We start from the raw sequence: 26,810 nt of genomic DNA, 5'->3' as shown, positions 1-26,810 counted from the left end.
GAGCTTCCCCGATGAACGAAGAGACGCACACCAGTGACTACTGGTTCGCCCGCCTCGAAGGCAAGCTCGACCGGCTAGACGAGAAGCTGGACGGCGCCGTGACAACCCTCGGCCGTCACGAGGAACGGTTGCTACACCTGGAGAAGGCCCAAGCCTCCCGGTCCGCGGTGTGGCTGGCAGTCGGTGTCGGCGTACTGGCCTGGGTACCCAACGTCCTCCAACTGATGGGGAAGGGGTGACCGTGAGTCGAGGTATCGATATCTCGCACCACAACGTCTGCACCGACTACGCCGCAGCCAAGTCAGCGGTTGACTGGGTGTACATCAAAGTCACCGAGGGAAGTTCCTTCGTCGACCCGTCGATCGACGAGCATCACGGCGGGTTCGCCGGCAAGCCTCGGGGCCCGTATCACTTCATGCGCGGGTCCTCGGCTGCCGAGGTAGCCACCTTCGTAGCTCAGGTCCGCGCTAGGGCTTGGGAACTCCCGCCGATGCTCGACGCCGAGTACCAGGGCGTCACCTCGGCTGGCATCAAGGCGTTCCTGGCGGAGTACCAGCGTCAGACCGGGCAAGAGCTGACGGTGGTCTACTCCTCGGAGTCGCTGTTCACCGGCGCCTGCAACCCGGCGGGATTCATCACCGGAAACACGGTCCTCTGGGCAGCCCGGTATTCCCAGAACTCCGCTGACTTCTCGACGCTCGGGTGGGATCACCCCCAGCTCGGGATCTACCAGTACTGGGATAAGGGTTTCATTCCCGGGTTCGCCGGAGGAATCGACCTCGACATCGCCCGGGTTGACCTGGGATCCCCTCAGGCGCCGTCGGCGCCTTCCACGACCATCGGAGAGGACGACATGGCTTTCGGAACCCCGGCCCCGGCCGGCACTAACGAACACGTGGACCTTGGGGTGGTGGGTTGTAAGCAGCTGCGCATCCACACCTCGTTCGGGCACGTCGTGCACGTGCGTGCGGTCCTGTTCTACGGCGACACCGGCGCCGACCCCAACGGCACTGGCGAAGGCGGCGGCTACGACGGCGAGTTCCGTACGCCGAAAGCGCGCTGGGACTGGGCCCCGAACCGTCCGGGTCCGATCGCGATCCCGGTGGGCTCGACCTCGTGCACGGTCCTCTACGACGCGGACCACGCATTCTACGTCTCGGCGGCCCTCCGGTGACCGCCCCCGTGCCCGAGCCGACTCCCGTCGCCCCGCCGCAGGTCCCTGCTGCTTCCAAGCTGCTGCCCTGGGTGCCCGTCCGGAAGGTGCTGGCCGCGGCCGTTGCCGCCGTGCTGACCGCTGGACCGCTGGCCATCCTCGACGCCGTCGGAGTGCATGTGGATCCGGCGCTGGGTGTGCTGATCGTCGGCATCCTGACGCCGCTGGCCGGCTATCTGACCCCCGAGAAGAAGACCACCGCCCCCTGACGGCCGCCGCCTACTCCCGGCGGCCACCCAGCCCCCGCGCTCCCCACAACTGGGTCGAGCGCGGGGGCCCTTTTTGTGCGCACGCGAAGAAGCCCCTACCACTGCATCACGCAGGTGGTGGGGGCTCTTTCGTCGTCTCTGGGTCGCGTGCCGCAGCTACGGCCTGGTCATTTCGCGCCGACCGAGATCCGTCAGCACGTACCAGGGCCGCGGCTGATCCTCGCCGGCTTCGGGCTCGTCCCAGCCGTTGGTGATCCAGCCGCGCTGTTCGAACAGCACCAGCAGGGGGTAGAGGCGTGCGTTGTGCAGGCTGGCTGCTTGCCGCAGGTCCCCGCTGTAGAAGCGGGTCCCGGCGGCGCCGGCGAGGAGCGCTGTCTTCAGCTTGCGCATGTCCCGTCGCGACTTCATGGTCCGATGTTAAGCCACGTCGTCCGGTTCTGGCGGTCCCGACGGCTTCGGCCGCCACCGGAACAAGGTCGACCGGTAAATGGCCTCCGGATGGGTCGGGCCGGTCGGCTGACGCGGCGGGTAGCTTCCCGCCGAGCCGATGGCCACGTTCCCTTCGTGTCCGCTCGCGAGGCAGCTTCGACGGTCACGGCGGGCTGGTCTCGACCTCTTGGGCATGGGGCTTCCTCTTAGCGCTGTGGTCGCGGCGGCTGGACAGGTCGGGGCTGTGGTCCGGGGTTTTTGGTGCCAGGGTTTGGGGATCCGTCCTTGCCTGGACCGGGTCTTGTCGGTCCGGGTCCTGCGGGGTTGCGTGGCATCGACCACCCTCAGGTTGATTGCGTTCGCAAATACGCGGGAGGTTGGAACCCGGCCGCTACGCCCGCCGGGGAGAAGACGCAGCGGCCGGGAGATCAGTCGGCGTTCCAGAAGGAGTGGCCGCACGCGCTGCACTTGCTGTCGGTTGCGCTGACCGTCGCGCCGCAGCGCTTGCAGGCGAACCGAAACGGGAGATCCCGGTGCCGAGCGGGACCCGGGCGTGCGAACCCGGAGTTGTCGGCGCGCCAGGCGAGGGTGAACGTCGTCTGGTGTTGCGGGGCTGCGGTCACTCCGCGTCCTCCCCGTCAATCTCGATGAGGACTCCGTCGTCGTCGTAGACCTCGTTGTCGTGGTCCCGCTGCCAGGTGCCCATCACGGCCGCCAGGGCTGGCGCGAGCCAGTGGGGAAGCAGCTTCGGCAGTCCTGCGAGTGGTCACGGTCGTCGCCGAGTTCGGGGGATAGCTCGTCCGGGAAACAGGTGCGTTGCGGGATGGGTTTCCCGCGTGTGCACTTCGGCCACACGGCACCGACTCCGGCCCCGTCCTGGTCCCGCTTGAACAGGTGATTTCGGTTGTCCGGCTCCCAGCGGTGGACGGCGTACATCGCGGCGTCGACCTCGGCGGCGGACAGGTTCCCCGCGATCACGGTCATCACGCACCTCCCTGCCGGTTGTTGTCCTCGGCGAGGTGGTCAGTCGTGAGCCCCGTCGTCACCGCGACCGCTCTTTCCGCCATCCCCGCACGGCGTCAAGGCTGGCTCGCCGAGCCCGCATCGGCAAGATAAATCTCATGAAATATCATGACAACACTCGAACGGAGTACGGCTGTGGAGTGATAATTCGAGGTCGCCGACCGAGATTCACTCCGATGCCGGTGATACAGTCGGCTACCAACTGGTCACGATGGACGCCCAACCGACCGAGGGAGACCCGATGTCCGATCACCTCATGGCGTTCGCTGGCACCAGTTCCAACACCGGCTCATGCCCGACGCTGTTCGTCACTGCTCGCGGCACTCTCGTCGTGCAGGGCACGACGGTCACCGACCCGGCCGCTCTGGACACGATCCACGCCCGAGGCAACGGCATGCCCGCCCACGAGTCCGCCGTCGAGATCCCGGCCGCGCTCCTCCCGTTCATCGACATCGAAGCCCTGCAACGGATCGCGTTCGCCGACGAAGACCGACCTGAATTCGTCACCGACCCCGCCTCGGTCGAGAAGCTCCAGCAGCTCGCCGCCGCCGTCCGCGCATGACCTGGATCAAGCCCGGGCCCGAATTCGCCGACCTGCTCCGCAGCTACGAGCAGACGGCGTGGCGTTGGGAATGCCAAGGCACCTACCGCGAGCCGGACGAGCAGAGGCCGTTACAGGCATGGCGCGACGGGCATCCCGACTACGCGTTCCTACAGCCCTGGCTCGACCAGATCCGCACGCAACGCGCCGCCGGGAAACGGTTCGAGCGGGTGCGGCTGCTGACTGACCCACCGACGGAGTACCTGCGGTGGATGCTGCAACTGACCCACCTCAACATCGATGCCGGTGAAGACATCCGGTGGATCAGCGAGGGGCACGCCCGCAAGCTCGGCGCCCCGCCCGCGGACTTCTATCTCCTCGACGACCGGATCGTTGCGACGCTCCACTTCGACGAGAACGGAGTGGCCGGCGTCGAGGTGACCGATGATCCCGCTACGGTCGCGCAGCATCGGCGCTGGCGTGACATCGTCTGGCCGGTCGCCGTGCCACACGACAAGCTCGCACCAACGACGAGGAGCCCGTGACCGAAGATCCAACGAGCCGTCTGTTGGCGTTCGCTGATCAGCTGCGGCAACATCGCGTCGCCCACACGCCGAAGCTGACCGGCAAGGCGCTCGGCGAGCTACTCGGCTGGCGGCCGATGAAAGTGTCGCTGATCGAGCGCGGCAGGCAGGCCATCACCGAGCCCGAACTCACCCAGTGGGCTCGGGCTCTGGACATGCCCGAAGATGTGTTCAACGGGCTGCTCCAGGAACTACGTGCCATCCGGCTCGACCAGTCGGAGTGGAAGTACCGCCTCCGCCGCGGCGGTCACGAAGCTGTGCAGCACTCGTTCGCTGCGATCGAGCAGGCCGCCGGCAAGATCGTGGGCGTCGAAACCGGGGTCGTTCCCGGACTTGTCCAGACACCCGCCTACGCCCGCGCAGTGTTCGAGAAGAACGCCGCATTCCGGGGTGCGGGTGCTGACGTGGACGCCGCGGTCGCAGCCCGCATGGAGCGGCAGCAGATCAACTATGACGGCTCGAAGACGATCGAGCTGTTGGTCTTCGAAGCCTGTCTCCACAGTGGCGTCATCCCGGCCGATATCCGGGCTGGCCAGATCGATCGGCTGATCGCGGTCACCTATCTGCACACCGTGCGGCTTGGCGTCGTGCCGCTCGATGCGGAGCTACCGGTGCCGCTGCTCCACGGGTTTTGGCTGTTCGATGACGAACTGCTGTCCATCGAGGTAATGCACACCGAACTCACCACCAGCGATCCCGACGACGTAGCGATCTACACTGGCCTCGTCGAAGACCTCTGGGAGGTCGCCGAAGAAGGCGACCAGGCCCGCGCCATGCTGCTGCGCATACTCGGAAATCTCGCGCCATCTGGCTAGCGAAGTTCGCGAGAGAGCCCCGGCTGCCACGAGGGTGACCGGGGCTCTCTGCTGACGGACTAGCAGGGCGGCTGAGGGTTGATCTGGCACAGTGCCGCCAACTTGTGCAGGTCGGCGAACATCCGCTGCTGTTCCTGCGCCTTGTCCTTGGCCTGCTGGGCTGCCACGTCCTGGTTGTGGATCACGACGATGGCGGTGATGACGCCTCCGAATCCCAGGACCATGAACATGATCAGGTACATCATGCCCCGACTCATCCCGGTGGCCTTGGAGGCCTCGCGTGGCTTCTCGGTGTCGGACATTGTTGGTTCCTCCCCGTGGTGGGCGTGTAGTGGTCGCGTTGATCAATGGGGTCGTTACTCGATCTGGCCGGCCCGGTTCGATTGGGCCGGGCGGTACATCACCGGACCGACGCCCGAAGCTTGTGTGCCTCGGCCAGCTCACCGTCGGTGCAATCCGCCGTCGTCTCGACGCCGTACGCCTCGAAGTCCTTGAAGCCCGAGAGCGCCGCCGTGCACTGCGCAGCGCGCTCCTCGGCCAGCGTGCTGCCGTAGTGGGCCACGGCGCCACGGACACCGCCGTAGGCGGCGAACTGCCGCTGGTGCGCCAGCTCGTGGACCACGACAGCCGCCACGTACTCCGCAGGGAGGTTGGTGGTCACGAAGACACCGGCGCCGTTGTCCTGTGCCCACGCAGCCGCGGCGCCTTCGCCGTGTTCCGTCGCCTGTGTCCGAGACACCCACGTGATCGACGTGACGTGGTCACCCATGTAGTCGCGTGCCCGAGCGACCTCGGGTGCCTGGGCGGCGGACGCGGCCCACACGATTTCGGGGCTCGATGCCTGGGCCGGCGAGATGATGGCGGTACCGATCAGCAGTCCGGCCACGATTTCGAGGGTGATGGCTACGTTGGCCAGCAGCCCCTTCACAGGGAACCACCGAGGGTATGGGCCAACGTTCGTGCGAGGGCCACTTCCAGCTCGGCCACTACCGCGGCGAGGTCTGCGTTGTTGCCGTTCTCGCAGCGCTCGTTGCGGGCGCTGTACTTGCCGACGATGCGGGCTACCTCACCGCGCAGCTCGTCGCTTCTGGCCTGAAGGTCGTCGAGCTTCCTCTCCAGGTACGTCGACATATATGGTCTCCCTCCGGTCCGAAGGAAGGCCTGACGCCCCGCTTAGTGCGAGCTGGTCACCATTACCAAGGTGGATGGTGGTAGTGGTGGTTGTGGTTGAACGGCATGGCCCGAGACTGCCAGGAACCGCGCACGTAGACTCGTCTGGTCAGGTGAACCAGGGTGTCGAGGGGAGCGGTCGCGTGCCGCGTGGTGAGGACGAGCCGTTCGGGGCCGAGGAGCTCGACGGCGATTTCGAAGGCGGCCGGGAGCGCCGCCGGGACCTCGCGGATCCGGACAGCTTCGCCGGCGTCGACGAGCTGGGCGCCCGCGCCCACGCTGCCGACGAGCACGACGAATCCGACGACATCGACCCCGATCTGGACGCCCCCGACGCCGCGTACACCGTGGGCGGCGGCTCGCGCGGCGGCATCGGCGGCATCGGGCAACTGGGCGACAACCTGGCCACCGGCCCGGTGCCCGACCTGCTCGGGGCGCAGGACGCCGAACTGCACGAGCTGGACGACCAGGGCGTCGAGGAGCAGCCGTCGGACCCGAACGGGCAGCAGGCGCGCCGTGAGCTGATGGCCGTCGAGGCGGAGCTGAACCAGCGCTGGCCGGAGACGAAGATCGCGCCCTCGCTGGCGCGGATCCAGGCACTGGTCACGCTGCTGGGCGAGCCGCACCGCGGGTACCCCGTGCTGCATGTGGCCGGCACCAACGGCAAGGGCTCGGTCTCCCGCATGATCGACGCGCTGCTGACCCGGATGGGCCTGCGCGTCGGCCGCTACACCAGCCCCCACCTGCAGCTCGTCACCGAGCGCATCGCCCTGGACGGGCACCCGATCTCGGCGGCGAAGTACGTGGACCTGTTCCGCGACGTCGCCCCGTACGTGACGATGGTCGACGGCGCGAGCGAGGACGGCGTGCCGATGAGCAAGTTCGAGGTGCTCACCGGGATGGCGTTCGCCGCGTTCTCGGACGCGCCGGTGGAGGCCGCCGTGGTCGAGGCGGGCATGGGCGGGGCCTGGGACGCCACGAACGTCGCGGACGGCGACGTCGCGGTGATCACCCCGATCGGCATCGACCACGTCGAGTACCTCGGCCCGAAGGCCGTGGACGCGGCCCGCGAGAAGGCCGGGATCATCAAGCCCGGCTCCGTCGCGGTGATCGCCGAGCAGGACCAGGACGTGCTGAACGTGCTGCTCGAGCGCGCGGTCTCGGTCGACGCCGCGGTGGCGCGCGCGGGCAGCGAGTTCGGCGTGCTGGAGCGCGAGGTCGCGGTCGGCGGGCAGCTGCTCAAGCTGCAGGGCCTCGGCGGCGTGTACGACGAGATCTTCCTGCCCCTGCACGGCGCGCACCAGGCGGCCAACGCGGCGCTCGCGCTCGCGGCCGTCGAGGCGTTTTTCGGTGCGGGCAAAGACAAGCAGCTGGTCATCGAGGCGGTGCGCGAGGCGTTCGCCGAGGTGGAGAACCCGGGCCGGCTGGAGCGCGTGCGCGCGGCGCCGACCGTGCTGATCGACGCGGCGCACAACCCGATGGGCGCCCGGGCGCTGGCCACCACGGTGGCCGAGGAGTTCGCGTTCCGCCGCCTGGTCGCGGTGGTCGCGGTGATGGCGGAGAAGGACGCACGCGGCATCCTCGACGCGCTGGAGCCGGTGGTCTCCGAGGTGGTGATCACCCGGAACTCTGCGCTGCGCTCGATGCCGCTCGACGAGCTGAACGAGCAGGCTATCTCGATCTTCGGCGAGGACCGCGTGCTCGCCGAGCCGGACCTGGAGACGGCGGTGGAGACGGCGATCGGCCTGGTGGAGCAGTCCGACGACCCGGAGGAGCCCCTGGCCGGCGGCGGCGTGCTGGTCACCGGCTCGGTCGTCACGGCGGGCGACGCGCGCACACTGTTCGGGAAGGAGCCGTCATGAGTGAGACCCCGGCGAGCGAGACCCCTGCGGCCAAGACCCAGGCTCCGGCGGATGAGGCCAAGACGGTCACCCCGCCGCCCAAGGACCCGATGAAGGGCTTCCGCGGCGTCGTCGCGGGCACCTTGATCCTGGAGGCGATCACTGTCGCGCTCGCGCTGCCGGTGATCAACAAGCTCGGCGACGGCTTTTCCGGCTTCCTCGGCTGGACGGTGCTCGCCATCGCGATCGTCCTGGTCGTGCTGTGCGGGATGATCAAGCGCGTCTGGGCCCTGCCCGTGGTGCTCGTGCTGCAACTGGGCCTGATCGCGATGGCCGGCGCCCTGCCCGCGATCGCGATCATCGGCGTCGCCTTCCTGGCCGTGTACCTGTGGTTCCTGTGGCTCCGCCGCGACGTCGCCCGCCGGATGGCCGCGGGCACCCTGATGAGCCAGCAGCAGCCCCAAGCCTGAGGCCTGTGGGCCTGCCCTCAGTTCACTCCGGTGTCAGGCGGTGTTGGCCACCGCGCCGTGAGGGCGGGATAGAACGTCCGGCATGACCGAATCGACCCACTCCCGCCGCGCGCTGCTCAAGGCCGGGCTCGCGACGTCCGCACTGGCCGGCGGCCTGCTCCTGCCCGGGATGACGGGCGCGGCAACTGCGGCGCCCGCGCCCCTGCTCCGCGGCGGCCGTCCGGTGCTCACCCACGGCGTCGCGTCCGGCGACGTCACCACCGGCTCCGGCATCGTCTGGTCCCGGGCGGACCGGCCGGCGCGGCTGATGGTGGAGATCGCGCGCGACCCGTCGTTCCGCGGGGCCCGCCGCGTCGCCGGGCCAGTGGTCTCGCCGGCCACCGGCGGCACCGGCAAGGTGCGCCTCGCGGGACTGCGGCCGGGCACCGGCTACCACTACCGCGTCACCGCCGTGGACCTCGACGGGCGCACCACGAGCGAAGCGGTCACGGGCCGGTTCGCCACCGCGCCGCTCGGTCGCGCCGACACGCGGATCCTCTGGAGCGGCGACGTCGCGGGCCAGAACTACGGCATCAACCCGGCCCTGGGCGGCATGACGATCTTCGGCGCCATGGCCGACCGCCGCCCGGACCTGTTCCTGCACAGCGGCGACACCGTGTACGCCGACGGCCCGCTCACCGAATCCGTCACCCTGCCCGGCGGGGGCGGCACCTGGCACAACGTCGTGACGCCGGAGAAGTCCAAGGTCGCCGAGACCCTGGACGAGTTCCGCGGCCAGCACGCCTACAACCGGCTCGACGAGCACTTCCGCCGGTTCGCCGCCGAGGTGCCCAGCGTGATCCAGTGGGACGACCACGAGGTCACCAACAACTGGTACCCGGGCGAGGTGATGAACGACCGCCCGGAATACACCGAGAAGCGGCTGGACGTGCTCGCCCCGCGCGCCTATCAGGCGTTCCACGAATGGCACCCGATCGACCGGCGCCAGGCCGTCGACGGCCGCGTCTACCGCAGCTTCCGCCACGGCAGCCGGGTCGAGATCTTCGTGCTCGACATGCGCACCTACCGCAACGCCAATACCGCGGACCAGGGCGCGCCCGGCTACATCCTCGGCGACCGGCAGGCGCGCTGGCTCGCCGACGCGCTCGGCCGCAGCACTGCGACGTGGAAGATCGTGCAGGCTGACATGCCGATCGGGCTGGTGGTGCCGGACGGCACGGCGATCGAGGCCGTCGCGAACAACCGGCCGGGCGCGCCGGGCGGCCGCGAGACGGAGCTGGCCTGGGTCCTGCGGGAGATCTCGCGCCGTCGCGTGCGCAACGTCGTCTGGCTGACCGCCGACGTGCACTACACCGCCGCGCACCACTACTCGCCGGACCGGGCCGCGGTCGGCGACTTCGACCCGTTCTGGGAGTTCGTCTCCGGCCCGCTGAACGCCGGCGCGTTCGGCCCCAACGCGCTCGACCCGACCTTTGGGCCCGAGGCGGTGTTCGTGCACGCCCCGGTGACGCAGAATTCCTCGCCCGCGCAAGGGTTCCAGCACTTCGGCGAGCTGAACGTCGACGGCGCGAGCGGCGAGCTGACCGTCGACCTGCGGGACGGCACGGGCGCCTCGCTGTGGTCGAAGACGTTGCAGCCACAGGGCCGCTGAGCCGGACGGCGCCCGGGTCCCGGGGGTACCGGACCCGGGCGCGTTCTGGCCGCTACTGCTGATACGGCCCGTTCGGCGGCTGGTGGCCGGGCGGCGGAGCCTGCTGAAACCCTTGTGGCGGCGGGAATCCCTGCTGCTGGTATCCCGGCTGGTAGTTCTGCGCGGCCGGGTAGCCCTGCTGCGGGTATCCCGGCGCCACGGCGAAACCGGGCTGCTGCCCGGGCGCCACGGCCTGGGCCGCCGGGCCGGACCCCTGCTTGGCCCGGCGCCGGATCGCGACGACCAGCCGCCAGCCGCACAGGGCGCCGATTCCCGCGCCGATCCCGAACGTGACCCACCGGCCGCCGCCCTCGAAGTTCGCCTTGTCGTCCTTCGATTCCTGCAGCTTCTCCTCGTAGGTCTCGCTGGACTTCTGGCCGTATGAGGTCGTTTCGCAGGTTTCCCCCGGCTGCATGTGCTCGCTGCCGCACAGCACGATGTCGGTGCCGCTCATGGTGCCGAACAGGCCGATCGCCATCAGGCCCAGTCCGCAAAGCAGGCCGATGGACCACCAGATCACGCTTTTCATCCCGTCCCCCTCAGGTCATACCGGGTAGCGGGGCACATCAGACCACAAATCGACCTGTGACGCATAGACTTCCGATGTAACAGCCTGCGGGAGCGGGCGATCCGGGCCCGTCGGTTACGCTCGGCACCCGATAACACGAATCCTTACAAGGAGAAACACCGTCGTGACTGAACGCACGCTGGTCCTCGTCAAGCCCGATGGCGTCGCGCGCGGCCTCGTCGGCGAGGTCGTCTCGCGCATCGAGCGCAAGGGCCTGAAGCTGGCCGCCCTCGAACTGCGCACGGTCGAGCGCTCGCTGGCCGAGGAGCACTACGCCGAGCACAAGGAGCGCCCGTTCTTCGGCGACCTGCTGGAGTTCATCACCTCGGCGCCCGTTGTGGCGCTCGCGGTCGAGGGCCCGCGCGCCATCGCGGCGTTCCGCCAGCTGGCCGGTGGCACCGACCCGGTCGAGAAGGCCACCCCGGGCACCCTGCGCGGCGACTTCGGCCTGGAGACGCAGTACAACCTGGTGCACGGCTCCGACTCGCCGGAGTCGGCCGAGCGCGAGCTGAAGCTGTGGTTCCCGGACCTGTGAGCCGCGCGGTGAAGCCGGGGCCGGGCCGAGTGCCCCGCCCCGGCTTTTCCTTTTCCCGCAAGCACTTCCCCTGGTGAGGTTGCCGATGACCGCGTTGCCGCCCTCCGCGTACCTGCCGCATCTGCGCACGCTCACCGAGGCGTTCGCCGCCGAACTGCGCGCGGGCGAACCGGACGCGCCGGTCCCGGCCTGCGGCGACTGGACACGCGCGGACCTCGGCACGCACCTGGGCAACGTGCACCGTTGGGCGGCCACGGTCGTCCGCACCGGCGAACCGCAGCGCCAGGCGTTCGAGAGCGCGCCGCCCGCGGACCTCGCGCAGTGGTACGCCGAGAGCGCGCAGCTGCTGCTCGACGCCCTCGCCGAGGCCGATCCGGACGCGCGCTGCTGGCACTTCGGCGGCACCGGGAAGACCAAGGCGTTCTGGTTCCGCCGCCAGGTCCACGAGACCGCGGTGCACCTCGTCGACGCTGCCCACGGCCCCGCCCCGGAGCTGGACCCGCTGATCGCCGCCGACGGTGTCGACGAGGTCTTCGGCGCGATGCTGCCGCGGATCACGCGCTGGCACGCCGTGCCGTCGCTGCCCGCGCCGATCACCGTTCGCGCCACCGACACCGGCCACTCTTGGACGCTGGTTCCGGGTGAGCCGCCCGCACTGGGTGAGGCCGAGGCCGCCGCCACCGTCGAGGCTCCGGCGCAGCAGTTGTTGCTACGGCTGTGGAAGCGCCCCGCGGCCGAGCCCCGGATCACCGGCGACGAAGCGCTCGCCGAGGCGTTTCTGAGGGCCCCGCTCACGCCCTGACCTGAGCCATTCAGGCGACGTTCACCCGCGAAGCCTTCCGCCGCTCTCGCCGGTGGACTTTTCTGGGCGAAGTCACTCACTCGATACTGGGGTACCAAGTGAATAAGTCGCCTTTTGTGCTCGTCTGCGCGCTGCTCTGCGTCCTGACCACGAGCCCGGCCACCGCCACCGCGGACCCGCTCGCCGCGCCGCTCGGCCCGCCGCCGGTCGAGGGCGCGCCCGCCGCGTCTTCGGCCCGCGAGGCCCCGGTCACCTACGCCGCCCCGACGCCGGACGACGGGCTCATCACCAGCAGCGCCAAGTCGGCCGTCGCACCTGGTCTGGACCTGACGCAGTTCGACCGCTTCGACCCGAAGGGCTGGATCCGCGGCGACACGCTGAGCGTCGACCTGTCCAGCAAGGTGCTGAAGCCGACGTACCTGAGCCCTGGCACGGTTTCCGCGCGCACGCCGCTCTCGCAGCAGGTCGCGCGGACGGGCGCGGTCGCGGGCGTGAACGGCGACTTCTTCGACATCTCCGCCACCGGCGCGCCGATCGGCGTCGGCATCGACCACGGGCAGCTCCAGACCGCGCCCGCCGCCGGGCACAACACCACCGCCGCGATCACCGACGAGGGCAAGGCGAAGCTCGCGGACATCTTCCTCGAGGCCACCGTCACGATGCCGGACGGCCGCTCGGTGCCCGCCACCAACTTCAACAGCCCGGTCCTCGGTCCCGACGCGCTCGGCGTGTACACCCCGCTCTGGGGCGCGTCTGCTCGCACGACGTCGGTGGCGGGAGCCCAGCGCGTGGCCGAGGCCGAGGTCCGCGACGGCGTGGTCACGCAGGTGCGGACCGCCCCCGCGGACGGCCCGATCCCTTCCGGCAGCACGGTTCTGCTGGGCCGCGAGGCGGGGGCGGACACGGTGAGCGCGCTGCACGTCGGCGATCGCGTCGGCGTCTCGTACGCGCCGCGCTCGGATGCCGGGAAGATCGCGGTCGCGGTCGGCGGCAACGAGGCGCTGCTCAAGGGCGGGCAGCCACAACCGGTCGACGACGTCACGCTCGCGCCGCGCACGGCCGTCGGGTTTTCCGCCGACGGCAAGCGGATGTGGCTCGTGACCATCGACGGCCGCCAGGCCGACAGCCGCGGCATGACCGAGCTGGAACTGGCCCGCCAGATGAAGGCCCTCGGCGCCGACGACGCGATCAACCTCGACGGCGGCGGCTCGTCCACCCTGCTCGCCCGCGACGAGGGCGAGGCCGCGCCGAGCGTGCGCAACTCCCCATCGGACGGCGGGGAACGCTTGGTGCCCAACGGCATCGGCGTCGCCACCGTGCCGGGCAGTGGCCGGCTGACCGGTTTCGCGCCGGCGCCCGCGCAGAGCACCAAGAACGCCACCAGGGTCCTGTCGGGGCTGTCGCGTGTGCTCGTCGCGGACGGCCACGACGAGACCGGCGCGGCGGTGGCGGCCAGCCCGCGCTGGACCACGTCGAACCCGTGGCGGGGCAGCGTGACGAACAACGTCTTCACCGCGCACGCCGACCTGCTGCACCCGGACGCGCGGACGGACCTGGACGTCACCGCGCGCGCCGGCCGGGTCTCCGGCCGGACCACGCTGTCCGTGCTCGGCACCCCGGTGCGGCTCGGCACGAGCACCGAGCAGGTCGCGCTGTCCGGCGCCGGTGCGAAGAGCACGTTCCAGGTCTACGGCTACGACGCCGACGGTTACGGCGCCTGGCTCGAACCACGCGACGTGAAGCTGGACTACGACCCCGCGGTGGTCAAGGTGGAGCCTTCGGCGGACGGGTTCGCCGTCACCGCGCTGGCCGCCTCGGGCGCGTCGGCGATCACGGTGCACGCGGCGGGGCTCACCACGCACCTGGCCGCTTCCGTGGGCACCGTGCCGCAGATCGCGTCCCCTTTGGACGGTCCGGCCGGCTGGAGCGCCAGCGTGTACCCGGCCGTGGTCGGCGCCGCGCTCTCGGCCGCGCCCGGGCATGACGGCGGGCAAGGCCTCGCCCTCGACTACCGCCTGACCGGCACGAACGCCACGCGCGCCGCGTACATCAACGCGGCGACGCCGATTCCGCTGCCGGCCGGCACGCAGAAGATCGGGCTGTGGGTCAACGGCGACGGCAAGGGCGCCTGGCTGCGCGCGGAGCTGCACGACGCGGCGAACGTCGCGTCCATTGTGGACCTCTCGCTGAGCGTGGACTGGACCGGCTGGCGCTACGTCACCGCCGCCGTGCCCGCCGGGCTGCCGGCCGGGCAGGCGCTGACCCGCTTCTACGCCGTGGAGAACGTGCCGGACCAGCAGTACGAGGGCCGGCTGGTGTTCGACGACCTCACCTTCGAGGTCGCGCCGTCGGCCACGGTGCCGGCGGACCCGCCGGTGCACGACCCGGCCCTGGTGACCGACGGCACGCTCGGCTCGGGCGGCCTGCGGATCGCGGTGGTCAGCGACGCGCAGTTCACCGCCGACGCGCCGGACGGCCCGCTGGTCGCGCAGGCGCGGCGGGCGATGCGCGAGGCGGTCGCGGCCAAACCGGACCTGGTGCTGATCAACGGCGACCTGGTCGACCGCGGCACGGCGCCGGACTTCGCGCTGGCGCGGAAGGTGATCGACGAGGAGCTGGCGGGCAAGGTGCCGTGGTACTACGTGCCCGGAAACCACGAGGCCGAGGCCGGTGACGGGCTGGCCCAGTTCCAGGTCGCGTTCGGCGTCACGCACCAGGTGGTGGACGTGCACGGGATCCGGCTGGTGCTGCTGGACTCCTCGCGCGGATCGCTGCGCGCGGGCGGCTTCGACCAGGTGCGGATGCTGCGCGACGCGCTCGATGGCGCGGAGCGGGACCCGTCGATCCGCGGGGTCGTCGTCGCGATGCACCACCCGGTGAAGGACCCGAGCCCGACCGGCAACTCGCAGCTGGGCGACCGCAAGGAAGCCGACCTGCTGACCAGCTGGCTCACCGATTTCGAGCAGGCTTCGGGCAAGCAGGCGGCCTCGATCGCGTCGCACGCGGGTGTGTTCAGCCTGTCGCGCACCGACGGCGTGCCGTACCTGGTGAACGGCAACTCGGGCAAGACCCCGGCGGCGGCGCCCAGCGACGGCGGCTTCGTCGGCTGGACGCTGGTGCGGGTCGACCCGGCGGACCGCGCGCAGCCGGTGCGGTTCGAAACGCGGCCGAACGTCGACACGCTGGCGGTCACTGGGCCGTCGTCGCTGCAACCCGGCCAGAAAGCCGAGCTGCGCGCGTCGCTGACCCAGGGCGGGCGCGTGGTCCCGGTGGCCTACCCGGTGAGCGCGGACTGGGGCGGCTCCGGCGTGCACATCGGGCCGTGGCCGCCGCTGCCGTGGGACGTCGTCTCCTACGATCCGGCGACGGGTTCGCTGACCGCGCTGCACCCGGGCGTCGCGCGGATTTCCGTGACGGTGAACGGGGTTTCGCGGGTTTTCCCGGTCACCGTCGGCCGGTGATCGGCTAAAGCGGTCGAAAACTGTCGGTGGTGGGTCCTAGGGTCTGCTGTTGTGGGAGACACAGCGACAGAACCGCCACTGGTCCAGGCCAAGGCGCTGGTGAAGCGGTTCGGTGACTTCGAAGCGGTCCGCGGCATCGACGTGGAGGTGCGCCCGGGCGAGGCGTTCGGCTTCCTGGGGCCCAACGGCGCCGGGAAGTCCTCCACCATGCGGATGATCGCCTGCGTGTCGCCGCGCACCGAGGGCGACCTGCGCGTGCTGGGCCAGGACCCGGACGTGTCCGGGCCGCGGATCCGCGCGCGGCTGGGCGTGGTGCCGCAGGAGGACAACCTCGACGTCGAGCTGACCGTGCGGCAGAACCTGCACATCTACGGCCGGTACTTCGGGCTGTCGCGGGCGCACGTGCGGCGCAAGGCCGAGGAGCTGATGGAGTTCGCGCAGCTCACCGACCGGGCGGACAAGCCGGTCGACTCGCTGTCCGGCGGCATGAAGCGGCGGCTCACCATCGCGCGCTCGCTGGTGAACGACCCGGAGCTGCTGCTGCTCGACGAGCCCACCACGGGCCTCGACCCGCAGGCCCGGCACCTGTTGTGGGACCGGCTGTTCCGGCTCAAGGCGCAGGGCACCACGCTGATCGTCACCACGCACTACATGGACGAGGCCGAGCAGCTCTGCGACCGGCTGGTGGTGATGGACTCCGGGCGGATCGCGGCCGAGGGCTCGCCCGCGGAGCTGATCGCCCGGTACTCCACCCGGGAGGTCGTCGAGCTGCGGTTCCCGGCCGGCGAGCAGGAAGCGGCGGCGCGGCGGGTCGAGGACCTGGCGGACCGCGTCGAGGTGCTGCCCGACCGCGTGCTGCTGTACACCGCGGCCGGCGAGGACACGCTGGAGCGCGCGCACGAGCGTGGCCTGCGGCCGCTGTCCAGCCTGGTCCGCCGCAGCTCGCTGGAGGACGTGTTCCTCCGGCTCACCGGCCGGACGCTGGTGGACTGACTGATGACCGCACCCGCAACCGGCCGCGTCGTCGGCCGCTGGCACGGCGCCTGGCTGCGCGTCGAGGGCCACTGGACCTGGTACCGGCGCTACTGGCTGGCCACGCTGTACTCCACCGGCCTGCAGCCGGTGCTGTTCCTCGCCGCGATGGGGCTGGGCTTCGGCTCGCAGGTGCAGGCGGGCCCGGCCACCGGCGGCCTGTCGTACCTGCAATACGTGGCGCCGGCCCTGCTGGTCGCCGGCTCCGCCCAGATGGGCGTCAGCGATTCGAGCTACCCGGTGCTGTCGGGATTCAAGTGGCAGAAGGACTATCTGGCGGTCACGGCCACACCGGTGTCGCCGGGCCAGGTGCTCGGCGGGCACCTGATCTGGGGCGCGCTGAAGCTGACGCTGGCCGGCTCGATCTACGCGCTGGTCGCCGTCTTTTTCGGCGCCTGGGCGAACTTCGGCGCCCTGGCGGTGATCCTCGTGGGCACCCTGACCGGCCTCGCCTGCTCGGCCCCGATGACGGCGCTGGCCGCGAAGACCTTCGACGAGGGCACCCGGTTCGGCCTGATCTTCCGCTTCGTGGTGATCCCGATGACGCTGTTCTCGGGGACCTTCTTCCCGATCACGCAGATCCCGCTGTACCTGCGCTGGCTCGCCTGGATTTCCCCGCTGTGGCACGGCACCCAGCTCTCGCGCGCGGTCACGCTCGGCGGGGTCGGCACCTGGCCCGCGGTCGGCCACGCGGCCTATCTGGCCGTCCTGGTGCTGGGCGGCTGGGCACTGGCACACCGCTTCTTCGGGCAACGGCTGGTGAACTGATGCCCCGATCGGAACTGCCTCAGTCAGAGCTGTGTATCCAGGCTGCCTTCCCGTGCCCGTCTCGAAAGCCGGTGAACCGATGACCCTGCTCGACGTCCCGGAGCGGCGCGGCCTGATGCTGCGTGTCCTGCCGCCGGGCATGTACAGCGGCCGGGCGAGCGCGCTGATCGAGCGGGCGCTCACGGTCTACAGCCGGTCCTGGATGATCCTGTTGTCCGGGGCCCTGGAGCCGCTGTTCTACCTGATCGCGTTCAAGGTCGGCTTCGGCAAGCTCGTCACCAGCGTCGCGGGCCCGGACGGGCGGCCGATGAGCTACGTCGCCTTCGTTGCGCCCGCGCTGCTCGCGTCCTCGGCGATGAACGGGGCCGTGTTCGAGTCCACGTACAACCTGTTCTTCAAGCTGCGCTACGCCAAGACGTACGACGCCATGCTCGCCACCCCGATCGGCCCGCTCGACGTGGCGCTCGGCGAGATCGGCTGGGCCATGCTCCGCGGCGGCATCTACTCGGTCGCCTTCATGGCCGTCACGGGTGCGATGGGCCTGCTCACGTCGTGGTGGGCGCTGCTGCTCCTGCCGGTCTCGCTGCTGGTGTCGTTCGCCTTCTCGGCGATCAGCATCACGCTGGTGAGCTTCCTGAAGTCGACTTCGCAGTTCGACTACATCCAGCTCGTGCTGATGCCGATGTTCCTGTTCTCCACCACGTTCTTCCCGCTGTCGGTCTACCCGGAGGCGCTGCAGTGGGTCGTCCGCTGTTTCCCGCTGTACCACGGGATCGAGCTGATGCGGGGCCTCGCGTCGGGCTTCCTGTCCTGGAGCCTGCTCGGCAACCTGGCCTACCTGCTGGTGCTGGCCGGCCTCGGGGTCTGGGGCTCCACGAGGAGGATCGCCAAGCTGCTGCTCACCTGATCGCCGTGCTCACCTGATCGTCAGGCTGGTTGCCGTGCTCACCTGATTGCCAGCCTCACCGTGCGGAGGGGTCGGGCGGCCCCGTCACCGGGGTCTCCACCGCGGCCAGCGCGTCGGCCATGCCGTGGCCGTAAAAACCGTTGTAGTTGTCGTAGCCCGCGCAGTACGCGTCCTGCGCGCCGTCGCCGGTCAGGTCGTAGTCGTCGGGGCACGCCAGGGGCGCGGCCCGGGTCTCCAGGGTGCGGCGCAGGTCGGCCGGGGAGTCGGCCGGATGGACGGACTTCAGCAGCGCCAGCACCCCGGCCACGTGCGGCGCCGCCATCGAAGTGCCGCACAGCGGCGCGTACCCGCCCGGCACGGTGGACACCACGCACTGGCCCGCGTCGCCGCCGGGAGCGGCGACGTCGACCACGCCGAGGCCGTACGAGCTGTAGCCCGTTTTCACCCGGTCCGCGCCGACCGCGGAAACGGCCACCACGTCACGCAGCCCGGCCGGCAGCGCCTCACACCGGCCGGCGGCCGAGGGCACGCCCGAATGCGCCGAGGGGGTCAGGTCGACGGCCTCGTTCGTCGCCGCCGCGACGTTCAGGGTGCCGGCCGAAGTCGCGTACTCCGCTGCCCGCGCCAGAACTTCGTGCACCACGCCGTTGTCGTCGCCGCGCACGCACGAGAGGGACCACGGGTTGACGAACCAGCTGCTGTTGGTCACCGGCAGGTGGTGCGCCGCGGACCACATCAGCCCGCAGACGGCGGCTTCCGGGTCGGCGTTGCCGCGGTCGTCGATCACCTTGACCGAGGCGATCCGCACGCCGGGCGCGACCCCGGTGATGCCCTTGCCGTCGTCGGCCGCCGCGATGATGCCGGCCACGTGCGTGCCGTGCACCGAAGTGGTGGGCTGCCACGCCGCCGGCCGCGGGTCGGCCGCGCCGGTCAGACAGCCCGCGGAGTCCGCGGCGTCCATCGCGCCCGCCAGGTCCGGGTGACGCGGGTCGACGCCGGAGTCGAGCACGCCGACCACCACGTCACGGCGGCCCTCGGTGATCCGGTGCGCCGCGGCCGCGTTGATCGCGCGCATGTCCCACTGCTCGCCGGACAGGTCGGCGGCCGGCACCCGGGCCGGGTCGGTGGGGGAGAGCGGGGCGAGCGCCGGCCGGACCGGGTCGGCGCCGGTCGCGCGCTGCGCCGCCAGCCTCGTCTCTTGTGCGCTGAATGCCCGGTCTGTCCCGATCTTCGCGGGGAACCCTGGATCCGCCGACGTGGCCACCGCCACAGCGATCTGCGGGTAGTACACGGTCGTGTCCCCGCAGGCGGTGCCGATCTGCCCGCGCGCGTCCGGTTCGGGCGTGCCGCGGTCGAACGCGACGACGTAGCGCAGCACCCGCGCCCCGGGGGCGCAGGAGTCCCCGGCCGAGGCCGCGGCCGGGCCGGCGGCGAGGCACCCGGAAAGCGCCACGACGGTGCACACGGCCGCCCGCAGCGGCCGCGCCAGCAGGGACACCGGACCTCCCACCGCACGCAGGAAACGCCGGGCACCGCGGCGACCTGCGCGCACGTGCCCGAGCCGCACGGTAGCCACCGGCGCGGCACCGCGACAAGCGCAACGCCGAAGTTCGCCCGGGTGCATGAGCGCGGCACGCCTGCCCGCCTGGGTGTGGCACCGAGTACACCGGGTGCACACCCCGGTGTGGGATACTCAAGTCGGCCGCTTCGGCGACGGGCATCCCGCCCGCGTCCTGAGCGGCCCGGTGGAGTGCCGGACCGGCACTACGTGCGTCGCACCCGGGAGGCCGGGCAGCTCGACGTCGTGGTGGGTGGCCTGCGGGGTTGCGAGCCAGACCGGCGCACCGCCGAGCAGACCTTGCCATGCGTGTCCCGCCGACCGGTGGACCGCATGGCTGTTGGCAAGGATTCCCGCCGGTGGACACACCTGGCGGGCACGAAACAGAAAGGGCCCCTGCGCGGCCGCGTCGTCACCGGTGTTCACCGGCCGACGCGCCCGGGGGCGGAGGAGAAACATGTCGAACGCGGATACACCCGCCGACCAGGCCGGCGGGAACACCGCCGCACCTACCACCAGCCCGCTGGGCGAGCTTCCGCCGCGCATCCGCGTGCACGCGCTCGCCAAGCTGCTGGGCTCGAACAGCCGCGAGATCCTCGCCAAGCTGACCGAGCTGGGTGAGAGCCCGCGCAGTGCGCAGTCCAGCGTGACCCGTGAGGTCGCGATCCGCCTGGCCGAGGCGCTCTCCGCCGACGCCACCGGCGACGAGGCCGGGCAGCCCGCCGCGGCCGAGCCCGAAGCCGCCCCGGTCGCCGAAGCTGCCCCGGTCACCGAAGCCCCGGCTGCCGAAGAAGCTGCTGAAGCCCCGGCCGCCAAGTCGAGCAGCCGCCGCACCGTGCGTCGCGGAGCTTCCCGAGCGGCCGGGCAGCCGGTCGCCGAGCAGCCCGCCGACACCCAGCAGGCCTCCGAGCAGCCGACCGGCACCCAGCCGGCCGCCGAGCCGCAGGTCGCCGAAGCACCGGCCGAATCGGCCGAGCAGGCCGAGCGGCCCACCGGCCGTCGCAAGCGCCCGGTCCACGTGCCGGTGTTCGCCGCGCCGTCGCCGGTGTTCCTGCCGCCGGAGGCCGAGCCCGCCTCGGCCAAGCCCGCGCGCTCCAAGCCCGGCCCGGTCTTCGGCGTGGTCGAGGCGCCGGCCGACGAGGACCAGGCCGAGGAGACCACGGACGAGCAGGACGACCGCGACAACCGCGAGGACGACGACAGCGACGAGGCCGCCGGCCGCCGTCGCCGCCGTCGTGGCCGCCGTGGCCGTGGCCGCGGCAAGGGCGGCGACGAGGGCTCGGGCGAGGGCGAAGACGACTCGGCCGACGAGCAGCCGGAACGCCCGCAGGGCCGCAAGCGCAGCCGTGGCGGCGACACGAACGAGGACGACAAGCCCGCCGAGGCCGAGAGCGCCGAGTCCGAGGACAGCTCCGGCGACGCCGACTCCGACAACGACTCCGATTCCGACGGCGGCAACAAGCGCCGTCGCCGCCGTCGCCGCCGTAAGGGCGGGGACGACGACAGCTCCGACGGCTCTTCGGGCACCGACGACCCGCCCAACACCGTCACCCACGTCCGCCAGGCCAAGGCCGAGCAGCAGCCCGCCGAGCGCCCGGCGCGCGACGAGGTGCGCAGCGTCCGCGGGTCCACCCGCCTGGAGGCCAAGCGCCAGCGCCGCCGCGACGGCCGCGAGGCCGGCCGCCGCCGCGCGCCGATCCTGTCCGAGGCCGAGTTCCTGGCCCGCCGGGAAGCGGTCGAGCGCACCATGGTCGTCGCCGAGAAGGGCGACTCGACGCAGATCGGCGTGCTCGAGGACGGCGTGCTGGTCGAGCACTTCGTGACGTCTTCGGGCACCGGCTCGATCGTCGGCAACGTCTACCTCGGCCGGGTGCAGAACGTGCTCCCGAGCATGGAGGCCGCGTTCATCGACATCGGCCGCGGCCGCAACGCCGTGCTGTACGCCGGCGAGGTCGACTGGGACGCCGCCGGCCTGGAAGGCAAGGCCCGCAAGATCGAGCAGGCGCTCTCCACCGGCGACAGCGTGCTGGTGCAGGTCACCAAGGACCCGGTCGGGCACAAGGGCGCCCGGCTGACCACGCAAATCTCGCTGCCCGGCCGCTTCCTGGTCTACGTGCCGGCCGGCGGGGCCACCGGCATCTCCCGCAAGCTGCCGGAGAACGAGCGGCGCCGGCTCAAGGACATCCTCAAGCGGATCGTCCCGGAGGACGCGGGCGTCATCATCCGCACCGCGTCCGAGGGCATCGTCGAGGAGGAGCTGGACCGCGACGTCCGCCGCCTCAAGGCGCAGTGGGACGTGATCAAGGAGAAGGCCGGGTCGGGCCAGCCCAAGAAGGGCGGCGCGCCGACCATGCTCTACGAAGAGCCCGACCTGCTGGTGAAGGTCGTGCGCGACCTGTTCACCGAGGACTTCGCGAAGCTCGAGGTCCAGGGCAGCCGGGCCTGGGACACCATCCACTCGTACGTCGAGCACGTGGCGCCGGACCTGATCGGCCGGCTCAAGCGCTACACCGGGACCGGCGACGCGTTCGCCGACCACCGGATCGACGAGCAGATCACCAAGGCGCTGGACCGCAAGGTCTGGCTGCCCTCGGGCGGTTACCTGGTGATCGACCGCACCGAGGCGATGACGGTGATCGACGTCAACACCGGCAAGTTCACCGGCTCGGGCGGCAACCTCGAGGAGACGGTGACCCGCAACAACCTGGAGTCGGCGGAGGAGATCGTCCGCCAGCTCCGGCTGCGCGACATCGGCGGCATCATCGTGATCGACTTCATCGACATGGTGCTGGAGTCGAACCGCGAGCTGGTGCTGCGCCGGCTGACCGAGTGCCTCGGCCGCGACCGCACGCGCCACCAGGTCGCCGAGGTCACCTCGCTGGGCCTGGTCCAGATGACCCGCAAGAAGATCGGCACCGGGCTGCTCGAGGCGTTCTCCACGCCGTGCGAGCACTGCAAGGGCCGCGGCGTGGTCGTCTCGACCGAGCCGCAGCGCACCGCCGGCGGCGGCAACGGCAACGGTGGCGGGAACAACGGCCACAACCACGGTGGCGGTGGCGAGAGCAAGAGCTCCCGCCGGTCGCGCGGCGGCCGCGGCAAGGGCGAGGACAGCCCGCAGCAGGCCGAGGCCAAGCCGGAGCCGGTGCAGCCGGCCCCGACGCCGGAGCAGCGCGAGTCCGTGGTCACGGCGGTGCAGGCGATCGCCCACGCGGCGAAGGTCGCGGCGGTCAAGCCGGAACACGAAGAGCACGCCCCCGAGGTCACCGACACCGCGGAGACGCCGGAGGTCCACGAGGCCGCGCCCGCGGTCCCGGAGCCGGCCGTCGAGGTGGCCGGGCAGCCGGTCACCAGCCCGGCCGACGAGGTCGAGGTGCCGCAGGAGGAGCCGGTCGTGGCCGAGGCCACGCCGGAGCCCGAGCCGGCCGAGCAGCCGGTGACGTACAGTGAGACTTCGGCCGAGGCGGACCAGTCCGCCGCGGCCGGATCCGAGATCGACGTGCCGGCCCCGGCCGGGCGCAGCACCCGGCGCCGTCCGCGGCGCACGGCTTCGCGTCCGGCGGGCCCGCCGGTGCACGCCTCGGAGCAGAGCTGAACCACCACGTAGGGGACCCCGGTGTCCATCCACCGGGGAACCTCACGTAACCTGTAATACGGCCCGCCACCAGAGCAGGCCGCTGCGCGAGAACCTGGACCGCCTCAACGGTGGGCCGTCCGCGCCAGCCCCCACCCGATTGCCTAGTAGTTACAGGGCCGAGATCAATGCAGGAGACTTCCGTGTCGGCGTACGCGATCGTCAAGACCGGCGGCAAGCAGTACAAGGTGGCCGTCGGCGACGTCGTCGAGGTCGAGAAGCTCGAGGGCGAGCCGGGCACCGAGCACACCTTCCCCGCCGTGCTGTTCGTTGACGGTGGCGAGGTCACCACGGACGCCGACGCGTTGGCGAAGGTCTCGGTCACCGGCAAGGTCGTCGAGCAGACCAAGGGTCGGAAGATCCGGATCCACAAGTTCAAGAACAAGACCGGCTACCACAAGCGCCAGGGTCACCGGCAGAAGCTGACCCGCGTCGAGGTCACCGCTATCTCCCAGTAGTTCTCCGGATCTTCGTAAAGTCGTTAGTCTTCAGAAAGAGGCTTGAGCGATGGCTCACAAGAAGGGTGCGTCCAGCTCCCGCAACGGTCGCGACTCCAACGCCCAGCGACTGGGCGTGAAGCGCTACGGCGGCCAGGAAGTCAACGCCGGCGAGATCCTGATCCGCCAGCGCGGCACCAAGTTCCACCCCGGCGTGAACGTCGGCCGTGGCGGCGACGACACGCTGTTCGCGCTCGCCGCCGGTGCGGTCGAGTTCGGCACGAAGCGTGGCCGCAAGACGGTCAACATCGTGCCCGCGTCCGTCGACGCCTGATCCAGGCTTTCGACACGCACGATTCTCCGAACGAGGGGTGGCGCCGGAATATCCGGCCCCACCCCTCGTTTGTTTTGTTCGGTACTTTTTTCGCGAGTGAATAGAGGCTTGTCATGGCGTCCCGGTTCGTGGACCGCGCGGTGATCCACCTGACCGCCGGCGACGGTGGGAACGGCTGTGCCTCGGTGCACCGCGAGAAGTTCAAGCCGCTCGGCGGCCCGGACGGCGGCAACGGCGGCAACGGCGGCGACGTCACCCTGGTCGTCGACCCCAACGTGCACACCCTGCTCGACTTCCACTTCCGCCCGCACGCCCGCGCCGGCAACGGCAAGATGGGCCAGGGCAGCAACCGCAACGGAGCCGCGGGCGACGCGCTGGAGATGCACGTCCCGGCCGGCACCGTGGTGTTCACCGAGGACGGTGAGCTGGTCGCGGACCTGGTGAACGTCGGCACCACGTTCGTCGCCGCCCAGGGCGGCCGCGGCGGGCTCGGCAACGCCTCCCTGTCGTCCAAGGCCCGCAAGGCGCCAGGGTTCGCGCTGCTCGGCGAGCCGGGGGAGAGCCGCAACCTGGTGCTGGAGCTGCGCTCGGTGGCCGACGTCGGGCTGCTCGGCTTCCCGTCGGCGGGCAAGTCCTCGCTGATCTCGGTGCTGTCCGCGGCGAAGCCGAAGATCGCCGACTACCCGTTCACCACGCTGGTGCCGAACCTCGGCGTGATCACCGCCGGCGAGACCGCGTTCACCATGGCCGACGTGCCCGGCCTGATCCCCGGCGCGTCCGAGGGCAAGGGCCTCGGCCTGGACTTCCTGCGCCACATCGAGCGCTGTGCCGTGCTGGTGCACGTGGTCGACTGCGCCACGCTGGAGCCGGGCCGCGATCCGGTGTCCGATGTGGACGCTTTGGAGGCCGAGCTGGCCAAGTACACCCCGGGCCTGGGCGGCAAGCTCGACGAGCGGCCGCGCGTGGTGGTGCTGAACAAGATCGACGTGCCCGAGGCCGCGGAGCTGGCCGAGTTCGTCCGCGCGGACTTCGAGGCCCGCGGGCTCCAGGTGTTCGAGGTGTCGACGGCGTCGCGCAAGGGCTTGCGCGAGCTGACTTTCGCGCTGTCGAAGGTCGTCGAGGAGTACCGCGAGGCCCAGCCGGTGCTGGAGGCCGAGCGGATCGTGCTGCGGCCGATGGCAGTCGACGACAGCGGGTTCACCGTTGAGGCCGACCCGGCGGAAGAGGGCGCGTTCATCGTGCGCGGCACCCGGCCCGAGCGCTGGATCCGGCAGACCAACTTCACCAACGACGAGGCCGTCGGCTACCTCGCGGACCGGCTCAACCGGCTCGGCGTCGAGGACAAGCTGGCGAAGCTCGGCGCGCGGCCGGGCAGCCCGGTCACGGTCGGCGACGTGCAGTTCGAGTGGCAGCCCTCGACCCCGGACGTCCACGTGCACCTGTCCGGGCGCGGCACGGACGTGCGGCTGGAGCGCAACGAGCGCATCGGCGCGACCGACCGCAAGGAGGCCCGCCGGATCCGCCGCGACGGGCCCGACGGCGGCTCCGAGTTCGACACCGCTTTCGAATCAGGCACCGCCGTTGAATTCGACACAGACGCCGATGATGATGCGGACTTCGACGCAGCCGGTCCGGACACCGGCGTCACCGGGGATTCGGTGGAGCTGGACCGGTGAGCGGTACCCGCCAGGAGATCGCCGACGCGCGCCGGCTCGTGGTCAAGGTCGGGTCTTCGGCGCTGACCACCGCGGGCAGCGGGCTCGACGTGGCGCGGCTGGACGCGCTGGTCGACGCCATCGCCGCGCGCGTGGCGCGGGAGGCGCAGATCGTCCTGGTCTCCTCCGGCGCGATCGGCGCGGGCCTCGCGCCGTTGTCCCTGGTCAAGCGCCCGCGTGACCTCGCGACGCAGCAGGCGGCGGCGAGCGTCGGGCAGCTGGCGCTGGCGCACGCGTACGCCGAGTCGTTCGGCCGTTACTCGCTGACCGTCGGGCAGGTGCTGCTGACCTCCGACGACGTGGTCCGCCGCTCGCACTACCGCAACGCGCAGCGCACGTTCTCGCGGCTGCTCGCGCTCGGCGCCGTGCCGGTGGTGAACGAGAACGACACCGTGGCCACGCAGGAGATCCGCTTCGGCGACAACGACCGGCTGGCCGCACTGGTGGCCCACCTGATCGGCGCCGACGCGCTGGTCTTGCTGTCCGATGTGGACGGACTGTACGACGGCGACCCGCGGGACGGCGCGACCCGCCGGATCACCGAGGTGCTGAGCGAGTCCGATGTGGACGGCATCAGCGTCGGCATGTCCTCGTCCGGCCTCGGCACCGGCGGCATGGTCTCGAAGCTCGCGGCCGCACGCACGGCCGCGGGAGCGGGCATCCCGGTGCTGCTCGCCGCCGCCGCGGACGCCGCGGGCGCCCTCGGCCCGGCGGATGTCGGCACGGCCTTCGCCCCGGCCGACACCCGCCTGTCCGCGCGCCGCTTCTGGCTCGGTTACGCCGCCGACGCGTCCGGCCGCCTCCGCCTCGACGACGGCGCCGTGACCGCCATCGTGCGCCGGCGCCGCTCGCTGCTGGCCGCCGGCATCACCGGCGTCGAGGGCGAGTTCCAGGCCGGTGACGTGGTCGACCTGGTGGACGCCAAGGACATCCCGGTGGCCCGCGGCGTGGTCGCGTTCGACGCCGGTGAGCTGCCCGCGCTGATCGGCCGCTCCACCCCCGAGCTGCCCGCGGAGTTCCGCCGCGAGGTTGTCCACGCCGACGACCTGGTGCCGCTGCGTCGTTAGAGCAGGCCGC

General features: G+C 71.2%; 27 protein-coding genes. 20 read left to right on the top strand and 7 right to left on the bottom strand.

Going from position 1 to position 26,810, the window contains the following annotated elements; genetic code table 11:
* The first annotated feature begins 11 nt into the window (after positions 1 to 11).
* Genes OG371_RS01855 through OG371_RS01845 form a run of 3 tightly spaced genes read left to right on the top strand, consistent with a single transcriptional unit; the run spans position 12 to position 1,422 of the window.
* Entirely contained in the window at positions 12 to 239 is a 228-nt protein-coding gene (locus tag OG371_RS01855) for a hypothetical protein (protein ID WP_329064864.1), read from the top strand.
* Between the two features lie 2 nt (positions 240 to 241).
* Positions 242 to 1,174, top strand: coding sequence for a glycoside hydrolase family 25 protein (locus OG371_RS01850; RefSeq protein WP_329064862.1), 933 nt, complete (start codon positions 242 to 244; stop codon positions 1,172 to 1,174).
* Positions 1,175 to 1,182: 8 nt separating this feature from the next.
* Entirely contained in the window at positions 1,183 to 1,422 is a 240-nt protein-coding gene (locus OG371_RS01845; protein WP_329064860.1) for a hypothetical protein, read from the top strand.
* 156 nt (positions 1,423 to 1,578) lie between these two features.
* On the opposite strand, the gene OG371_RS01840 is transcribed toward OG371_RS01845, so the two are convergent.
* On the bottom strand, positions 1,579 to 1,830 hold the full coding sequence (locus tag OG371_RS01840; protein ID WP_329064858.1) for a helix-turn-helix transcriptional regulator: 252 nt from the start codon (positions 1,828 to 1,830) through the stop codon (positions 1,579 to 1,581).
* Positions 1,831 to 2,556: 726 nt separating this feature from the next.
* Positions 2,557 to 2,835: a hypothetical protein gene (locus OG371_RS01835; RefSeq protein ID WP_329064856.1), complete on the bottom strand. Its 279-nt coding sequence runs from the start codon at positions 2,833 to 2,835 to the stop codon at positions 2,557 to 2,559.
* 280 nt (positions 2,836 to 3,115) lie between these two features.
* On the opposite strand from OG371_RS01835, the gene OG371_RS01830 reads away from it, so the two are divergent.
* Genes OG371_RS01830 through OG371_RS01820 form a run of 3 tightly spaced genes read left to right on the top strand, consistent with a single transcriptional unit; the run spans position 3,116 to position 4,814 of the window.
* Positions 3,116 to 3,436 carry a hypothetical protein gene (locus tag OG371_RS01830; protein ID WP_329064854.1) on the top strand — a complete coding sequence of 107 codons (321 nt, stop codon included), beginning with the start codon at positions 3,116 to 3,118 and terminating at the stop codon, positions 3,434 to 3,436.
* Positions 3,433 to 3,960 (top strand): DUF6879 family protein, encoded by a 528-nt coding sequence (locus OG371_RS01825; protein WP_329064851.1) that lies wholly within the window; start codon positions 3,433 to 3,435, stop codon positions 3,958 to 3,960. The genes OG371_RS01830 and OG371_RS01825 overlap by 4 nt, the downstream gene beginning before the upstream one ends.
* A complete protein-coding gene (locus OG371_RS01820) occupies positions 3,957 to 4,814 on the top strand; it encodes a helix-turn-helix domain-containing protein (RefSeq protein ID WP_329064849.1) in 858 nt (285 codons plus the stop codon). The genes OG371_RS01825 and OG371_RS01820 overlap by 4 nt, the downstream gene beginning before the upstream one ends.
* A gap of 59 nt (positions 4,815 to 4,873) precedes the next feature.
* Here the strand turns inward: OG371_RS01820 and OG371_RS01815 are convergent, their stop codons facing one another.
* From OG371_RS01815 to OG371_RS01805, 3 genes are all read right to left on the bottom strand, one after another.
* A complete protein-coding gene (locus OG371_RS01815) occupies positions 4,874 to 5,116 on the bottom strand; it encodes a hypothetical protein (RefSeq protein WP_329064847.1) in 243 nt (80 codons plus the stop codon).
* Positions 5,117 to 5,214: 98 nt separating this feature from the next.
* On the bottom strand, positions 5,215 to 5,700 hold the full coding sequence (locus OG371_RS01810; protein ID WP_329064845.1) for a hypothetical protein: 486 nt from the start codon (positions 5,698 to 5,700) through the stop codon (positions 5,215 to 5,217).
* 38 nt (positions 5,701 to 5,738) lie between these two features.
* Complete coding sequence (locus OG371_RS01805; RefSeq protein WP_329064843.1) at positions 5,739 to 5,945, bottom strand: hypothetical protein; 207 nt, start codon at positions 5,943 to 5,945, stop codon at positions 5,739 to 5,741.
* A gap of 182 nt (positions 5,946 to 6,127) precedes the next feature.
* Here OG371_RS01805 and folC point away from each other — a divergent pair, with 182 nt between their 5' ends.
* The 3 genes from folC to OG371_RS01790 all read left to right on the top strand — a co-directional run bounded on the left by folC (position 6,128) and on the right by OG371_RS01790 (position 9,946).
* Positions 6,128 to 7,846: a bifunctional tetrahydrofolate synthase/dihydrofolate synthase gene (folC, locus tag OG371_RS01800; RefSeq protein WP_442876070.1), complete on the top strand. Its 1,719-nt coding sequence runs from the start codon at positions 6,128 to 6,130 to the stop codon at positions 7,844 to 7,846.
* A gap of 89 nt (positions 7,847 to 7,935) precedes the next feature.
* Positions 7,936 to 8,295, top strand: coding sequence for a DUF4233 domain-containing protein (locus tag OG371_RS01795; RefSeq protein WP_329072875.1), 360 nt, complete (start codon positions 7,936 to 7,938; stop codon positions 8,293 to 8,295).
* Positions 8,296 to 8,377: 82 nt separating this feature from the next.
* A complete protein-coding gene (locus tag OG371_RS01790) occupies positions 8,378 to 9,946 on the top strand; it encodes an alkaline phosphatase D family protein (RefSeq protein WP_329064841.1) in 1,569 nt (522 codons plus the stop codon).
* A gap of 52 nt (positions 9,947 to 9,998) precedes the next feature.
* On the opposite strand, the gene OG371_RS01785 is transcribed toward OG371_RS01790, so the two are convergent.
* Entirely contained in the window at positions 9,999 to 10,514 is a 516-nt protein-coding gene (locus OG371_RS01785; protein ID WP_329064839.1) for a hypothetical protein, read from the bottom strand.
* A gap of 163 nt (positions 10,515 to 10,677) precedes the next feature.
* Between OG371_RS01785 and ndk the strand changes: the two genes are divergently transcribed.
* The 6 genes from ndk to OG371_RS01755 all read left to right on the top strand — a co-directional run bounded on the left by ndk (position 10,678) and on the right by OG371_RS01755 (position 18,058).
* On the top strand, positions 10,678 to 11,088 hold the full coding sequence (gene ndk, locus OG371_RS01780) for a nucleoside-diphosphate kinase (RefSeq protein ID WP_329064837.1): 411 nt from the start codon (positions 10,678 to 10,680) through the stop codon (positions 11,086 to 11,088).
* A gap of 85 nt (positions 11,089 to 11,173) precedes the next feature.
* Entirely contained in the window at positions 11,174 to 11,890 is a 717-nt protein-coding gene (locus OG371_RS01775; RefSeq protein WP_329064835.1) for a maleylpyruvate isomerase family mycothiol-dependent enzyme, read from the top strand.
* Positions 11,891 to 12,006: 116 nt separating this feature from the next.
* On the top strand, positions 12,007 to 15,351 hold the full coding sequence (locus OG371_RS01770) for a phosphodiester glycosidase family protein (RefSeq protein ID WP_329072873.1): 3,345 nt from the start codon (positions 12,007 to 12,009) through the stop codon (positions 15,349 to 15,351).
* A 51-nt stretch (positions 15,352 to 15,402) separates the two neighbouring features.
* Positions 15,403 to 16,344 (top strand): ABC transporter ATP-binding protein, encoded by a 942-nt coding sequence (locus tag OG371_RS01765; protein WP_329064833.1) that lies wholly within the window; start codon positions 15,403 to 15,405, stop codon positions 16,342 to 16,344.
* A 3-nt stretch (positions 16,345 to 16,347) separates the two neighbouring features.
* Positions 16,348 to 17,151, top strand: a complete 804-nt coding sequence (locus OG371_RS01760; RefSeq protein ID WP_329064831.1) for an ABC transporter permease — start codon at positions 16,348 to 16,350, stop codon at positions 17,149 to 17,151.
* Positions 17,152 to 17,230: 79 nt separating this feature from the next.
* Positions 17,231 to 18,058, top strand: coding sequence for an ABC transporter permease (locus OG371_RS01755; RefSeq protein WP_329072871.1), 828 nt, complete (start codon positions 17,231 to 17,233; stop codon positions 18,056 to 18,058).
* A gap of 55 nt (positions 18,059 to 18,113) precedes the next feature.
* Here OG371_RS01755 and OG371_RS01750 read toward each other — a convergent pair whose 3' ends face one another.
* On the bottom strand, positions 18,114 to 19,556 hold the full coding sequence (locus OG371_RS01750; protein ID WP_329064829.1) for a S8 family peptidase: 1,443 nt from the start codon (positions 19,554 to 19,556) through the stop codon (positions 18,114 to 18,116).
* Between the two features lie 517 nt (positions 19,557 to 20,073).
* Here OG371_RS01750 and OG371_RS01745 point away from each other — a divergent pair.
* The 5 genes from OG371_RS01745 (at position 20,074) to proB (ending at position 26,800) form a co-directional block, all read left to right on the top strand.
* A complete protein-coding gene (locus OG371_RS01745) occupies positions 20,074 to 23,208 on the top strand; it encodes a translation initiation factor IF-2 N-terminal domain-containing protein (RefSeq protein WP_329064827.1) in 3,135 nt (1,044 codons plus the stop codon).
* A gap of 182 nt (positions 23,209 to 23,390) precedes the next feature.
* Positions 23,391 to 23,705 (top strand): 50S ribosomal protein L21, encoded by a 315-nt coding sequence (rplU, locus tag OG371_RS01740; protein WP_329064825.1) that lies wholly within the window; start codon positions 23,391 to 23,393, stop codon positions 23,703 to 23,705.
* Positions 23,706 to 23,754: 49 nt separating this feature from the next.
* Positions 23,755 to 24,018: a 50S ribosomal protein L27 gene (gene rpmA / locus OG371_RS01735; RefSeq protein WP_315660579.1), complete on the top strand. Its 264-nt coding sequence runs from the start codon at positions 23,755 to 23,757 to the stop codon at positions 24,016 to 24,018.
* A 113-nt stretch (positions 24,019 to 24,131) separates the two neighbouring features.
* On the top strand, positions 24,132 to 25,694 hold the full coding sequence (gene obgE / locus OG371_RS01730) for a GTPase ObgE (RefSeq protein ID WP_329064822.1): 1,563 nt from the start codon (positions 24,132 to 24,134) through the stop codon (positions 25,692 to 25,694).
* The gene (gene proB / locus OG371_RS01725; RefSeq protein ID WP_329064821.1) at positions 25,691 to 26,800 is read left to right on the top strand and encodes a glutamate 5-kinase; all 1,110 of its coding nucleotides are present in this window, start codon (positions 25,691 to 25,693) and stop codon (positions 26,798 to 26,800) included. The genes obgE and proB overlap by 4 nt, the downstream gene beginning before the upstream one ends.
* Positions 26,801 to 26,810 lie beyond the last annotated feature (10 nt).

Origin of the sequence: Amycolatopsis sp. NBC_01480, from assembly GCF_036227205.1 — a bacterium.
Taxonomy (GTDB): Bacteria; Actinomycetota; Actinomycetes; order Mycobacteriales; family Pseudonocardiaceae; genus Amycolatopsis.
The sequence above is the reverse complement of the archived record's forward strand: the minus strand, read 5'-3'. Positions and strand labels throughout refer to the sequence as shown.